General features: G+C 69.4%; 15 protein-coding genes and 1 pseudogene. 11 read left to right on the top strand and 5 right to left on the bottom strand.

Annotated features, from left to right (window positions below):
* Positions 1-30 precede the first annotated feature (30 nt).
* The 5 genes from DQW85_RS36085 (at position 31) to DQW85_RS36065 (ending at position 3,594) form a co-directional block, all read left to right on the top strand.
* Positions 31-393 carry a hypothetical protein gene (locus DQW85_RS36085; protein ID WP_113704231.1) on the top strand — a complete coding sequence of 121 codons (363 nt, stop codon included), beginning with the start codon at positions 31-33 and terminating at the stop codon, positions 391-393.
* Positions 390-1,877 carry a sodium/solute symporter gene (locus DQW85_RS36080; protein WP_113704230.1) on the top strand — a complete coding sequence of 496 codons (1,488 nt, stop codon included), beginning with the start codon at positions 390-392 and terminating at the stop codon, positions 1,875-1,877. Before DQW85_RS36085 ends, DQW85_RS36080 begins: the two co-directional genes overlap by 4 nt.
* An 87-nt stretch (positions 1,878-1,964) precedes the next feature.
* The gene (locus DQW85_RS36075) at positions 1,965-2,393 is read left to right on the top strand and encodes a hypothetical protein (RefSeq protein WP_113704229.1); all 429 of its coding nucleotides are present in this window, start codon (positions 1,965-1,967) and stop codon (positions 2,391-2,393) included.
* Positions 2,390-2,620 (top strand): helix-turn-helix transcriptional regulator, encoded by a 231-nt coding sequence (locus DQW85_RS36070; RefSeq protein ID WP_240197658.1) that lies wholly within the window; start codon positions 2,390-2,392, stop codon positions 2,618-2,620. Before DQW85_RS36075 ends, DQW85_RS36070 begins: the two co-directional genes overlap by 4 nt.
* Positions 2,617-3,594: an NAD(P)-dependent alcohol dehydrogenase gene (locus DQW85_RS36065; protein ID WP_113704228.1), complete on the top strand. Its 978-nt coding sequence runs from the start codon at positions 2,617-2,619 to the stop codon at positions 3,592-3,594. The genes DQW85_RS36070 and DQW85_RS36065 overlap by 4 nt, the downstream gene beginning before the upstream one ends.
* Here the strand turns inward: DQW85_RS36065 and DQW85_RS36060 are convergent.
* On the bottom strand, positions 3,578-4,594 hold the full coding sequence (locus tag DQW85_RS36060; protein ID WP_113704227.1) for a LacI family DNA-binding transcriptional regulator: 1,017 nt from the start codon (positions 4,592-4,594) through the stop codon (positions 3,578-3,580). The two genes, DQW85_RS36065 and DQW85_RS36060, sit on opposite strands and share 17 nt — an antisense overlap.
* An 11-nt stretch (positions 4,595-4,605) precedes the next feature.
* On the opposite strand from DQW85_RS36060, the gene DQW85_RS36055 reads away from it, so the two are divergent.
* The 6 genes from DQW85_RS36055 (at position 4,606) to DQW85_RS36030 (ending at position 10,977) form a co-directional block, all read left to right on the top strand.
* Positions 4,606-5,769, top strand: a complete 1,164-nt coding sequence (locus DQW85_RS36055) for a trans-sulfuration enzyme family protein (RefSeq protein ID WP_113704226.1) — start codon at positions 4,606-4,608, stop codon at positions 5,767-5,769.
* A 36-nt stretch (positions 5,770-5,805) separates the two neighbouring features.
* Positions 5,806-7,077 (top strand): ABC transporter substrate-binding protein, encoded by a 1,272-nt coding sequence (locus tag DQW85_RS36050; RefSeq protein WP_113704225.1) that lies wholly within the window; start codon positions 5,806-5,808, stop codon positions 7,075-7,077.
* A gap of 11 nt (positions 7,078-7,088) precedes the next feature.
* Positions 7,089-8,006 carry a carbohydrate ABC transporter permease gene (locus DQW85_RS36045; protein ID WP_113704224.1) on the top strand — a complete coding sequence of 306 codons (918 nt, stop codon included), beginning with the start codon at positions 7,089-7,091 and terminating at the stop codon, positions 8,004-8,006.
* Positions 8,006-8,821 (top strand): carbohydrate ABC transporter permease, encoded by an 816-nt coding sequence (locus DQW85_RS36040; protein ID WP_113704223.1) that lies wholly within the window; start codon positions 8,006-8,008, stop codon positions 8,819-8,821. Before DQW85_RS36045 ends, DQW85_RS36040 begins: the two co-directional genes overlap by 1 nt.
* Before the next feature lie 219 nt (positions 8,822-9,040).
* Positions 9,041-9,370, top strand: coding sequence for a DUF485 domain-containing protein (locus DQW85_RS36035; protein ID WP_240197657.1), 330 nt, complete (start codon positions 9,041-9,043; stop codon positions 9,368-9,370).
* On the top strand, positions 9,367-10,977 hold the full coding sequence (locus DQW85_RS36030) for a solute symporter family protein (protein WP_113704222.1): 1,611 nt from the start codon (positions 9,367-9,369) through the stop codon (positions 10,975-10,977). Before DQW85_RS36035 ends, DQW85_RS36030 begins: the two co-directional genes overlap by 4 nt.
* Before the next feature lie 76 nt (positions 10,978-11,053).
* On the opposite strand, the gene DQW85_RS36025 is transcribed toward DQW85_RS36030, so the two are convergent.
* The 4 genes and pseudogenes from DQW85_RS36025 to DQW85_RS36010 all read right to left on the bottom strand — a co-directional run.
* Positions 11,054-11,641 (bottom strand): GTP-binding protein, encoded by a 588-nt coding sequence (locus DQW85_RS36025; RefSeq protein ID WP_113704221.1) that lies wholly within the window; start codon positions 11,639-11,641, stop codon positions 11,054-11,056.
* Positions 11,622-11,999, bottom strand: a complete 378-nt coding sequence (locus DQW85_RS36020; protein WP_113704220.1) for a DUF742 domain-containing protein — start codon at positions 11,997-11,999, stop codon at positions 11,622-11,624. Before DQW85_RS36020 ends, DQW85_RS36025 begins: the two co-directional genes overlap by 20 nt.
* Complete coding sequence (locus DQW85_RS36015; RefSeq protein ID WP_113704219.1) at positions 11,996-12,415, bottom strand: roadblock/LC7 domain-containing protein; 420 nt, start codon at positions 12,413-12,415, stop codon at positions 11,996-11,998. The genes DQW85_RS36020 and DQW85_RS36015 overlap by 4 nt, the downstream gene beginning before the upstream one ends.
* Positions 12,412-12,921: pseudogene (locus DQW85_RS36010) on the bottom strand (hypothetical protein); the annotation flags it as partial. The gene DQW85_RS36015 and the pseudogene DQW85_RS36010, both read right to left, overlap by 4 nt.

Raw genomic sequence — 12,921 nt, 5'->3', positions numbered from 1 at the left:
CGCCGCCCGGAGCAGGGGCGCCGCGAGGCCGTGCCCCGGCGGGTGGCCGTGACGAGCCCCAGGACGGCCGCGGCCCGCCGCCCCCGATACCCGGCCACCCGCGAGATCGACGAGCAGACCCACCTCGGCGAGGTGTACATGCGTTCGCTGCTGCGCACCCAGTTCCGGCTGGCGATGTTCGTCTGCACGGTGCTCGGATGCGTGGTGGGCGGGCTGCCGTTGCTGTTCCTGCTCATCCCGCGGCTGCGCGAGGTGGAGCTGGTCGGCGTCCCGCTGCCGTGGGCCGTGCTCGCCGCCCTCATCTACCCCGCGTTCGTGGCGGGGGCCTGGCTGTACGTACGGCAGGCCGAGCGGAACGAGCGCCACTTCGCCGACCTGGTCGAACGCCAATGAGCCTCACCGCGATCATCATCGTGGTCATGGCCGCGGTCCTCATCGGCGCGTTCGGCATCCGCTTCTCCCGCACCACGTCCGACTTCTACGTCGCCTCCCGCACGGTGAGCCCGCTCTGGAACGCCTCCGCCATCGGCGGCGAGTATCTGTCGGCGGCGTCGTTCCTCGGCGTGGCCGGGCTGATCCTGTCGTTCGGCGCCGACATGCTCTGGCTGCCGGTCGGCTGGACCGGTGGCTACCTCGTGCTGCTCGTGCTGGTGTCAGCGCCGCTGCGCCGCTCGGGGGCGTACACGCTGCCCGACTTCGCCGAGGCGAGGCTGGAGTCGATGACCGTGCGCCGCACGGCCAGCGGGCTCGTCGTGCTCATCGGCTGGCTCTACCTGATGCCGCAGTTCCAGAGCGCCGGCCTGGTGCTGCGGGAGATCACGGGCGCGCCGCTGTGGGCGGGCGGGCTGCTGGTGGCCGTGGTGGTCGCGGTCAACGTGCTGTCGGGCGGGATGCGGTCGATCACGTTCGTCCAGGCGTTCCAGTACTGGTTGAAGCTGACCGCCCTGGCGGTGCCGCTGGTGTTCCTGCTCATGGCGTGGAAGGCCGGCGGGGCGCCCGGGGTGAGCCCGCGGGACGCGGCGACCTGGCAGGTGCCGCTGGCCGGGGGCAAGGAGTACGGCCTGTACTCGACGTACTCGCTGATCCTGGCCACGTTCCTGGGCACGATGGGGCTGCCGCACGTGCTGGTGCGCTTCTACACCAACCCGGACGGCCGGGCCGCCCGCCGCACCACGCTCGTGGTCCTGTCGCTGCTCGGCGCCTTCTACCTGCTGCCCGCGCTGTACGGCTGGCTGGGCCGGCTGTACGCACCCGACCTGGTGCGCACCGACGCGGTCGTGCTGACCCTGCCGGGCCGGATGGTCGGCGGCACGCTAGGAGACCTGCTGACGGCGCTGGTCGCGGCCGGGGCGTTCGCCGCGTTCCTGTCCACGTCGTCCGGGCTGACCGTGTCGGTGGCGGGGGTGATCGCCCAGGACGTGCTCAAGGGCGGCGTGCGCTCGTTCCGGATCGCCACGCTGATGGCGGTCACCGTGCCGCTGGGGCTGGCGCTGTGGGCCCGCGCCCTGCCGGTGGCCGACGTGGTCGGGCTGGCGTTCGCGGTGGCCGCGTCGTCGTTCTGCCCGCTGCTCGTGCTCGGCATCTGGTGGCGGCGGCTGACGACCACGGGCGCGCTGGCCGGGCTGTTCGCGGGCGGCGGGCTCGCCTGCGCCGCCGTGCTGATCACGATCGTCGGCGGCCCGTACGAGGGGTTCGCGAACGCGCTGCTGGCCCAGCCGGCCGCGTGGACCGTGCCGATCGCGTTCACGGTCATGCTGGTGGTGTCGCTGGCGACGCCGCACCGCGTGCCGGCGGGAGTGGGCAGGACCATGGTCCGCCTGCACACCCCCGAGGACCTGCCCCTGGACCGTGGCGACTGGCGCCCCCGCTCCTCCTAGTCACACGCACAGCCGAGGGTTCCGCGGGCCGGATCGCCGATGTAAAGAAAAGTAGACACGAGGTCTGGATTGCTTTACATTACGGGCATGACAGCCGAAGAGAAGCGTGCGTGGATCACGATGGTGGTCACGGTCGGCGGGTACGCGGCCTACCTCGCCATCGTCCTCGGGCGGGCGGGCGACACCCCCCTCCCCGAGGTGCCGTACGCGGGGACGCTGCTGTGGGTCGTCGGCGCCGCCATCGTGGCCGCGATCGTGCTCCACATCCTGGTCTCGATCGCCTCGCCCAGGAGCGACGGCAGGAAGGACCAGCGCGACAAGGAGATCCACCGGTTCGGCGATTACATCGGCCAGTCGTTCGTCGTCCTGGGCGGCGTGGCGGCGCTCGCCATGTCGCTCGCCGAGCTGGACCACTTCTGGATCGCCAACGTGATCTACCTGGGGTTCGTCCTGTCGGCGATCCTCAGCTCCGTGGCCAAGATCGTCGCCTACCGCTGGGGCTTCCAGCCGTCGTGAGGCCGACCAGGGTCACCAACAGCATCCGGGTCCTGCGGTTCGCGCACAACGAGATGACCCAGGCGGAGCTGGCGGACCGCATCGGCGTGACCCGGCAGACCGTCATCGCCATCGAGCGTGGCCGCTACTCGCCCTCACTCGAGATGGCGTTCCAGATCGCCCGGGTGTTCGGCGTCCCGCTGGATGAGGTGTTCCAGTACAACGACAGTGAAGGAGAGACACCGTGAAGGCGATCGTCCAGGACAGGTACGGCCCAATCGACGCGCTGGAGTACAAGGACGTCGACGAGCCGGTGGCCGGCGACGACGAGGTGCTCGTCCGGGTGCACGCGGCCGGCGTCGATCCGGGCGTCTGGCACCTCACGACGGGCCTGCCCTACCTCCTCCGCGTCCTGGGCTTCGGCCTGCGCGGGCCCAAGGTCCGCGTCCGGGGCATGGACGTCGCGGGGCGCGTCGAGGCGGTCGGGAAGAACGTGACCTCGTTCAAGCCGGGCGACGAGGTCTACGGCGCCTGCGACGGCTCCTTCGCCGAGTACGCCCGCGCCCGTCAGGACATGATCGCGCCGAAACCGTCGAACCTCACCTTCGAGCAGGCGGCGGCCGTCCCCGTGTCCGGATGCAGCGCCCTGCAGGCCCTCCGCGACCGGGGACGGGTGCGGCCCGGCCAGAAGGTCCTGGTCATCGGCGCGGCGGGCGGCGTCGGGACGTACGCGGTGCAGCTCGCCAAGGCGTCCGGCGCGCACGTCACGGGCGTGTGCAGCACGACCAAGACCGACCTGGTCCGGTCGATCGGCGCGGACGACGTCGTCGACTACACGCGCGACGACTTCGCGGACGGCGCGCGCCGCTACGACCTCATCCTCGACACCGCGGGCAACCGTTCGCTGTCGCGGCTCCGGCGCGCCCTCACCCCGCGCGGCACCCTCGTCCTCGTCGGCGGCGAAGGGGAAGGGCGCTGGTTCGGCGGCGTCGACCGGCTGCTCCGGGCGCTCCTGCTGTCGCCGTTCGTCCGCCAGCGCCTGCGCGGCCTGTTCGCCACCACGCGCCGGACGGACCTCGAGTCCCTGACCGAGCTCATCGAGGCGGGCAAGGTGGCGCCGGTCCTCGACAGGACGTACGCCCTGAGCGAGGCCCGCGAGGCCATCGGGGAGGTGGCGAAGGGCCGGGCCCGCGGCAAGACCGTCATCACCGTGCGGGACTGAGCGGCCTCGAGGGCGGGGGCAGCTCGCCCGAGCCGCGCACGACCAGCTCCACCGGCACCTTGACACGGCGCGGCTCCACCGAGGGGCGGAGCAGCAGGTCCACCGCGCTCCGGGCCAGGCGCGCCACGTCGTAGCGCACCACCGTCACCCCCGGGTTGAAGACGTCCGCCAGCGCGAAGTCGTCGAACCCCACGTACGCCAGCCGCTCGGGGCGCTCCCGCACCGCCTGCAGTATGCCGATCGCGGCCCGGTTGTTCGTGGCGAAGAACGCGGTCGGCGGATCGTCCAATCGGAGCAGCCTGGCGACCTCGTGGCCGGCCTGCCACGGGTCGAACACCCCCCGCACGACCAGCGTCTCGTCCAGCGGCACCCCGGCCGCGTCCAGGGCGGCGCGGTAGCCGCCGGCGCGGTCGTGCACGGAGCTCAGCTTGTCGTCGTCCGAGATCAGCGCGATGCGGCGGTGCCCGCGGGCGAGCAGGTGCTCGGTCGCCACCCTGCCTCCTCGCACGTCGTCGAGCGTCACCACGTCGGCCCTGTCCAGCCCGGTGGGCACGCGGTCCACGAAGACGGCGGTGAGGCCGGGGTGCTCGGCCAGCCAGGTGTGGTCGGCCGCCGACGGCACGATGATCAGCGAGTCGACGCCCCGGGCGTACATGGACTCCACCAGCATCCGCTCCCGGTCGGGCCGCTCCTCGTACGAGCCGAACACGACCAGCGCCTCGTGCTCGTCGGCCGCCGCCTCCACCGCCGCCGCCAGCCGGGAGTAGAACTCGTTGGAGATGTTCTCCATGATCAGCCCGATCGTCAGGATGGTCGCGCCGCGCGCCAGCCGGCTGGCCGCCTCGTTGCGGCGGAATCCGAGCGCGCTGATCGAGGCGTGCACCCGCTGCTGCACCGAGGCGCTGACGTGCGGCTCCTGGTTGACCACCCGCGAGACCGTTTTCAGGCTCACACCCGCGTGACGGGCCACGTCTGCCATGGTCGGCCTGCGCAGTGTCATAGTCTCCCCCCATGGACGATGAATGGATTTGCGGTCGCCTTGGCGAGGACGAGCCCTGGATGCTCGGGGCGGTCAACCCACCGGTGTTCGAGAACTCCCTGTTCACCTTCGAAACGGCCGGCGAGCTGGGAGAGGCGGTCAGGAACGAGGATGAGCGATACGTCTACTGGCGGGGCACCAACCCGACTGTGGACCTGGCCCAGCGTAAGCTGGCCGCGCTGGAGCGGGGCGAGCGGGCCAAGTGCTTCGGCTCGGGCATGGGCGCGATCTCCGCGACCATCTCCTCTCTGGTCTCGGCCGGCGACCACGTGCTCGTGCTCGGCGCGGTCTACGGGCCGACCACCCAGTTCCTGCGCTATCTGGAGAAGTTCGGGGTCACGCATACGCACGTCGACGATCTCCAGCAGTGTGACAGCGCTATCAAAAAGAGCACGCGCCTACTCTACTTCGAGTCACCCTCATATATGCGCTACGAGGTCTTCGACATTCCGGCGGTCGCGGCCTGGGCGGCGGAGCGCGGGCTGGTGACCGTCATGGACAACACCTGGTCCACCCCGATCTTCCAGAAGCCCCTGACCATGGGCGTGGACCTGGTGGTGCACTCGCTGTCGAAGTACGTGGGCGGCCACAGCGACCTGGTGGGCGGCGTGGTGGTCGGGCCGTCGCGGCTGATCAGGCCGCTGGCGCTGAAAGAGTACCAACTCTACGGCGCGGCGATGTCCCCGTCCGACGGCGCAAAGGTGATCAAGGGGTTGCGCACGCTGACCGTGCGGATGGCGGCTCACCAGGAGCGGGGGCTGGCGGTGGCCCGGTTCCTGGCCGACCACCCGAGGGTGCGGCAGGTCAACCATCCCGGGCTGCCGTCGCACCCAGGGCACGCCCTGGCGCGGTGTCAGATGTCGGGCTTCTCCAGCGTCTTCAGCATCGAACTGGCCACGGAATCCCGGGAGGAGGTCGCGAAGTTCCTCGACCTGCTGCGGCACTTCCGGATCGGGGTGTCGTGGGGAGGGTTCGAGAGCCTGGTCAACGCGCCTGCCATGTCCACCGAGGAGAGCGTGCGGGCGACGATGGGCATCCCGGTGGGGCTGGTGCGCCTCTCGGTGGGCCTGGAGGCCGCCGAAACGTTGATCAAGGACCTCGGTCTAGCGCTGGAAGGGGTTGGTCGCCTAGCGTGACCGACAGCGCTGTCTTACCTTTCATGGAGGCAATCTATGACATCTTCGCGCCTAGCGGCCCCCTCGGCGCTCCTGGCCGCTGCAACGCTGGTCCTCGCGGCCTGCGGCTCCGGCTCCGGCTCGTCCTCCGGCGAGGTACGGCTGCGCATGATCGAGAGCCTGACCAGCCCCGACCGGACCAAACTGATCAAGAGCCTCATCGCCGACTTCGAGAAGGCCAACCCCGGCGTCACGGTCGAGCTGGTCTCGCCCCCGCTCGAAAGCGCCGACCAGAAGATCAACCAGATCATGCAGACGAAGAAGGACCTGGACGTGCTGGAGGTCCGCGACCACACGGCCAAGTCCATGTCCAACAACGGCTGGCTCGCCGAGCTGCCCACCACGAGCTGGAGCGGCTGGTCCGACCTCACCGACCTGGCCCAGAAGAAGGCCGTCGAGGTCGGCGGCAAGCCCTATCTCCTCCCTTACGGCTTCTATCAGCGGACCCTGTTCTACCGCACCGACTGGGGCATGACCCAGCCGCCGACGACCTGGCAGGAGCTCTACGAGGCCGGCAAGAAGATGACCACGGGCGACCGCTTCGGCTACTCGTTCCGCGGTGGCAAGGGCGGGGCCGACTACGCGGTCATGATGATCAGCGCCTACAACGGCGAGAGCGTCAACCCCGAGAAGGCGTACTACCTCAAGGACAAGCGGACGATCTTCTCCACCCCCGAGGCCACCCAGGCCATGGACCTGTACCTGAAGATCTTCAAGGAGGCGTCGCCGCCCGACTCCGTGTCCTGGGCCTACCCGGAGATGGTCCAGGGCTTCACGTCCGGCGTCACCGGCATGCTCATCCAGGACCCCGAGGTGATCAAGACGGTCCAGGAGAGCGCCGTCAAGGCGTGGTCCACCTCGCCCATCCCCAAGGGGCCCACCGGATACGCCCTCCAGCCTGTCGGCTACGCGGGCTGGGGCGTCACCTCCTTCAGCAAGCATCAGAAGGAAGCCATCAAGCTGGTGCAGTTCCTGTCGGAGGCCAAGCAGAGCATCGCCTTCGCCAAGGGCAACTCCCTCATCCCGATCTCCAAGCAGGCGCAGGACGACCCGCAGTTCTCCCAGGGCGCCTGGAAGGCGTACCTGGAGGCCCAGCGGGACCCCAAGCAGGTGATCACCATCAGGCCGGTCGACTACCCGGGCTGGAGCCAGTTCGGCATCGACTCCGACCGTGACGTGCAGGCGCTGATCACCGGCAAGAAGACCATCGCCGAAGTGCTCAAGTCGTGGGACGCCTTCTGGGCCGACCAGGCGAAGCAGGTGTCGTAAGTGAAGGCATCATGAGCGAAGGTGTGGGCATGGTCGCCAGGCACGCCAAGCCCGCGTTCACGGTCCGCAGGGCCAGGTTCATCGCGCTGTGCCTGCTGCCCGGCGCGGTGTTCGTGGCCTTGTTCACCTACTACCCGATGATCCGCGGTGCTGTGATCGCGTTCCAGCGCTACAACCTGTTCGACCTGACCTCGACGCCGTTCGTCGGGCTGGAGAACTTCTGGTCGGTGCTGGCGGAGGAGCGGTTCTGGACGGCGCTGCGGAACACCGGCACGTGGGTGGTCGTGTCGCTCTTCTTCCAGTTCTTCCTCGGCTTCGGGCTGGCGCTGCTGCTGCGGCGCCAGTTCCGGGGCCGGGGGCTCTACCAGGCCTGGGTGTTCTTCCCGTGGGCCATGTCGGGCTTCCTCATCGGGCTGCTGTGGCGGTGGATGTTCAACGGGCAGTTCGGCGTGATCAACGACCTGCTGCTCAAGGCCGGGATCATCGACGAGCGGATCGGCTTCCTGGCCTCACCCGGCTGGGCGATGACCTCGGTCATCGTGGCCAACATCTGGTACGGCGTCACGTTCTTCGCCATCATGATCATGGCGGCGCTGCAGTCGGTGCCCCCCGAGCTGTACGAGGCGGCGTCGGTGGACGGCGCCTCCCGGATGCGCCAGTTCTGGCACGTGACGCTGCCGCACATCCGGCCCACGCTGGCGCTGATCGTGCTGCTGCGGATCATCTGGATCCTCAACTTCCCCGACCTGATCTACTCGATGACGGGCGGCGGCCCGGCGGGCAGCACCGACATCATCACCACGTTCCTCATCCAGCAGGTCAGCGGCGGCGACTACGGCCGGGCGGGCGCCGTCGGGATGCTCGCGCTGGGGCTGCTGCTCGCCTTCAGCATCTTCTACCTCAACGTCACCCGCATGGAGAGGTCCTGATGAGGCGTCTGGGCAAAGTCGTCGTGCTCGGCGCCTGGCTGCTGATCACGCTCTTCCCGCTCTACTGGATCGTCGTCACCTCGCTCAAGCCCAAGGCCGAGATCTTCTCGATGCCGCTGAAGTACTGGCCGGACGCGATCACGTTCGAGCACTACGCGGAGCTGTTCTCCTTCGCCGACTTCGGCGCCTACCTGCTCAACAGCCTCATCGTCTCGCTCGTGGCCGCCGCGGTGGTGACGGTGATCGGCGTGATCGGCGGCCATACGCTGGCCCGCTTCTCCTTCCCCGGCAGGGGCGCGGTGATGCTGGCGTTCCTGGTCACCCAGATGATCCCGCTGTTCATCGCGCTCGGCCCGCTCTACCTGCTGATGTCCGACCTCGACCTGCTCAACCGGCTGGCCGGGCTCATGCTGGTGTACGTCGCCATGCTCGTGCCGTTCTCCACGATCATCATGCGCGGCTTCTGCGAGCGGATCCCGGCCGCCCTGGAGGAGGCCGCCCAGGTGGACGGCGCCACCCGGCTGGTCGCGATGCTCCGGGTGGTGATCCCGGTGATGCTGCCCGGCATCGCGGCGACGTTCATCTTCGCGTTCGTGCAGTGCTGGAACGAGCTCTTCCTGGCGATCACCTTCATCGACAGCGAGGACTCCAAGACCATCCCGGTCGCGATGAACTCGTTCATCACCCAGTACGACATCGACTGGGGGTCGATGGCCGCCGCCACGGTGGTCTCGGTGATCCCCACCCTGGTGCTCTTCGCCGCCATCAGGCGCTACATCGTCGAGGGCCTGACGGCCGGCGCGGTCAAGGGGTGAACGACGACGTCCGCCCGCCGCGGCCAGTGGAACACACCGGCCCGCGGCGGGCGGAGGGTGGAGACCGTTCGTCGTGTGAATGGCACCATTCACCGCAAGCCCGGCACAACTAGCCGCCGGGCCATGGCGGCTCGCCGAACACCCCTGCCTCCGGGCTCCCGTCCGGATAGCTTGCCCTTCTACCTTGTGCGTGATCCGCACCACAGTGGAGGGTGTCCCGTGACCACTCAAGAACATGACGCGTCCGTCTATGAGCAAGTGCAGGAGAGCAGCGAGTTCCAGGATTTGAAACGGCGCTTCCGCCGGTGGACGTTCCCGATGACCGCCGCCTTCCTGTCGTGGTACCTCCTCTACGTGGTGCTGTCCGGCTGGGCGCGTGACTTCATGGCGATCAAGCTGTTCGGCAACATCAACGTGGCCCTGCTCCTCGGTCTGCTGCAGTTCGTCTCGACCTTCTGGATCGCCTGGGCGTACGCCAAGCACGCCGAGAAGAAGCTCGACCCCATCGCCGACAAGCTCCGACACGAGGTCGAGGAGAGGACCCGATGAGCTCACACGCCCTTTCCGCGCTGCTCTTCCTGGCCTTCGTCGCCGCGACGCTGGGCATCACCTTCTGGGCGAGCCGCCAGACCAAGACCGCGGCCGACTACTACGCCGGAGGCCGCTCCTTCAGCGGCGCCCAGAACGGCCTGGCGATCGGCGGCGACTACATGTCGGCCGCGTCCTTCCTCGGCATCGCCGGCATCATCGCCCTGTCCGGATACGACGGGTTCCTCTACTCCATCGGGTTCCTCGTCGCCTGGCTGGTCGCCCTGCTGCTGGTCGCCGAGCTGATGCGCAACTCCGGCAAGTTCACCATGGCCGACGTGCTGGCCTTCAGGATGAGCCCGCGCCCCGTGAGGACCGCCGCCGGCGTCTCCACCATCACGGTCAGCATCTTCTACCTGCTCGCCCAGATGGTCGGCGCGGGCGCCCTGGTGGGCCTGCTGCTCGGCGTCACCTCGCCCTCGGGCAAGGCGTGGACGATCGTGGGCGTCGGCGCACTCATGATCGTGTACGTGGTGTTCGGCGGCATGAAGGGCACCACCTGGGTGCAGATCGTCAAGGCCGTGCTCCTCATGGGCGGCGCGGCACTGATCACCGTCCTGGTGCTGGCCAAGTACGGCTTCAACCTCTCCGCCCTGCTGGGTGAGGCCGCCTCGCAGAGCGGCAAGGCCGACAGCTTCCTGAAGCCGGGCGGGAAGTACGGCACCGACGCCCAGGGCCTGGCCGGCAAGATCGACCTGATCAGCCTCGGCCTCGCGCTCGTGCTCGGCACAGCCGGCCTGCCGCACATCCTCATCCGCTTCTACACCGTCCCGACCGCCAAGGACGCCCGCAAGTCCGTGCTCTGGGGCATCGGCATCATCGGCAGCTTCTACCTGCTCACCCTGGTCCTCGGCTTCGGCGCCGCGGCCCTGGTCGGCAGCGGGAAGATCGCCGCGGCCGACAAGGCGGGCAACACGGCGGCGCCGCTGCTGGCCGAGGCCATCGGCAAGTCGTTCCTCGGCGACGTGGGCGGCACGATCCTGCTGGCCCTGATCGGCGCGGTCGCCTTCGCCACGATCCTGGCGGTCGTCGCGGGCCTCACGCTCGCGTCCTCCTCCAGCTTCGCGCACGACCTGTACGCGCACGTGTTCAAGCGCGGCAAGGCCACCGAGCGCGAGGAGGTGCTGGTCGCCCGGGTCTCGGCGTTCGTCATCGGCGCCGTCGCGATCGGCCTCGGCATCCTGGCACAGGGGCAGAACGTCGCGTTCCTGGTGGCGCTGGCGTTCGCCGTCGCCGCCTCCGGCAACCTGCCGGCCATCCTCTACAGCCTGTTCTGGAAGAGGTTCAACACGGCCGGCGCGGTCAGCGCCATCTACGGTGGCCTCATCTCGGCCCTGGTGCTGGTCATCTTCTCGCCGGTGGTGTCCGGCTCGCCGACGGCCCTGTTCAAGGACGCCGACTTCGCCTGGTTCCCGCTCAGCAACCCGGGGATCATCTCGATCCCGCTCGGCTTCCTGTGCGGGTGGCTCGGCACGGTCATGAGCAAGGAGTTCAACGAGGCCAAGTACGCCGAGATCGAGGTCCGCTCGCTCACCGGCGTCGGCGCCGAGAAGGCGGCGGAGCACTGAGCTCGCCGCACATGAAGGGCCCGGTCCGCTTTCCCCTGGCGGACCGGGCCCTTCGGTGTCGGGGCGTGCCCCGCCGCTACGAGCTCACGGGCTCGGCCCGCAGGCGGGCGGAGTGCTTCACCAGCGTGATGAGCACCTCCCGGCTGGAGTCGCGCTTGCGCGCGTCACACAGGATGATCGGGATCGACGGGTCGAGCTGCAGCGCCAGGCGCACCTCGTCCAGCTCGAACGTCGGCGCCCCCTCGAAGCAGTTGACCGCCACCACGAACGGCGTGCCGCGCCGCTCGAAGTAGTCGACCGACGGGAAGCAGTCGGCCAGGCGGCGGGTGTCGGCCAGGATGACCGCGCCCAGCGACCCCTCGGCCAGCTCGTCCCAGACGAACCAGAACCGCTCCTGGCCCGGCGTGCCGAACAGGTACAGGACATAGTCGTTGGTCAGGGTGATGCGCCCGAAGTCCATCGCCACGGTGGTGGTGCGCTTGGCCTCCACCGAGGTGAGGTCGTCGACGCCGATGCCCCGGTCGGTGAGGATCTCCTCCGTCCGCAGCGGCCTGGTCTCGGAGACGGCCGCGACCATCGTCGTCTTTCCCGCGCCGAAGCCGCCGGCGATCAGGATCTTGATCGCCCTCGGCAGGCGCGGGCGGTCAGAGCGATCGAAGACCATCGAGCACCGCCCTGTACATGTTCATGTCACGCATGTCCACCTCGGATTGCGGTTCCTGGGCCGAGACGAGTTCCTTGTCGAACAGATCGCCGAGCAGCACCCGGATCGTGCCCGCGGGCAGGTTCAGGTACGCGGCGATCTCCGCGACCGACTTCGGTTCGCGGCAGAGCTGGAGGATCTGCAGATGTTCGGGGTCGAGCCCGGCTTCCGGGCCGGGCGGTGGTCCCACGGCCAGGGCCATGGATATGAGGTCGAACTTCCCGTGCACCGGCTGGGTGCGCCCCCGTGTGACGACGTACGGCCGGACGATCTCGGGATCGACCCAGTGCTCGTCCGCCGGCTCGTCCGTCGTGCTCACCGGTCGCCCCCGGCGACGGTCTCGCCGGTGCGCGCGGCCGAGGTGAGGTACTGGCCGACGCGCGCCACCAGCATGGCCATCTCGTAGGCGACCAGGCCGATGTCGGCGTTCTGCACGCAGAGCACGGCCAGGCAGGCCCGCTCGCCCGCCACGGTCACGATCAGGAAGCGTGACTTCCACTCCACGACCGTCTGCCGCACCGCGCCGCCGCTCACCTGCTCGGAGACGCCCTTGGCCAGGCTCTGCAGCCCGGACGCGACAGCCGACAGGTGCTCGCCGTCGGTCCGCTGCAACCCCGCCGACGAGGCCATCAGCAGCCCGTCGGACGACAGCACGATGGCGTGTTCGGCCTCCTTGACCCGACCGACGAGGTCGTCAAGGAGCCAGTTGAGGTCCGTGCCCGTAGCCGGTGTCACGCGTCGCCTCCCGATCGCTGATCACCCATGAGCTTGGCGGCCTCGGACCTGCCCAGCCGGGTGCCCGATTGCAGGGATCCCATCATGGCCCGGATCTCCTCCGGGGAGCGCTCGTCATCGTCCTCCTCGTCAGTGGTCTGTACGGCAGGCGCCTCCTCCCGCAGGGCGGGCGCCAGGTTGGCCTGGGGCACCCTGAGCGGCAGCCCCGATGGCGTGAACTCGGACGGAGTCACAGGGCCCTCCCGCCCCGCCTCCCCGCCCGGCGCCTGGTCCGGCGCGGTGGTCGATGCGGTCGTCGTCGCAGGCGACATGACGGGCGGGCGCGTCTCCGGCCGGGTCCCCCGCTGTGCCTCCTGCTGTCTCTCCTGCTGGGGCTCCTGCCGGGTTTCGAGGCGCCGCCGGGCCGTGGCCACCTTGAGCGTGCGGACGTTCTCCCCGTTGGCCGGCCGCGCCGCCGTCGCCGCCGTGGCCACCGCTGCCACCCCGGCCTGCCGGCGCGGCAGGCT

It is taken from the genome of Nonomuraea lactucae (assembly GCF_003313395.1).
In the GTDB taxonomy this organism is placed as follows: Bacteria; Actinomycetota; Actinomycetes; order Streptosporangiales; family Streptosporangiaceae; genus Nonomuraea; species Nonomuraea lactucae.
This window is presented reverse-complemented; position numbering and strand designations above follow the sequence as displayed.

Coding starts and splice junctions, on each gene's coding strand:
- DQW85_RS36080 (WP_113704230.1), top strand. CDS start 390: ATGAGCCTCACCGCGATCATCATCGTGGTCATGGCCGCGGTCCTCATC.
- DQW85_RS36075 (WP_113704229.1), top strand. CDS start 1,965: ATGACAGCCGAAGAGAAGCGTGCGTGGATCACGATGGTGGTCACGGTC.
- DQW85_RS36060 (WP_113704227.1), bottom strand. CDS start 4,594: ATGACACTGCGCAGGCCGACCATGGCAGACGTGGCCCGTCACGCGGGT.
- DQW85_RS36055 (WP_113704226.1), top strand. CDS start 4,606: ATGGACGATGAATGGATTTGCGGTCGCCTTGGCGAGGACGAGCCCTGG.
- DQW85_RS36050 (WP_113704225.1), top strand. CDS start 5,806: ATGACATCTTCGCGCCTAGCGGCCCCCTCGGCGCTCCTGGCCGCTGCA.
- DQW85_RS36045 (WP_113704224.1), top strand. CDS start 7,089: ATGAGCGAAGGTGTGGGCATGGTCGCCAGGCACGCCAAGCCCGCGTTC.
- DQW85_RS36040 (WP_113704223.1), top strand. CDS start 8,006: ATGAGGCGTCTGGGCAAAGTCGTCGTGCTCGGCGCCTGGCTGCTGATC.
- DQW85_RS36030 (WP_113704222.1), top strand. CDS start 9,367: ATGAGCTCACACGCCCTTTCCGCGCTGCTCTTCCTGGCCTTCGTCGCC.
- DQW85_RS36025 (WP_113704221.1), bottom strand. CDS start 11,641: ATGGTCTTCGATCGCTCTGACCGCCCGCGCCTGCCGAGGGCGATCAAG.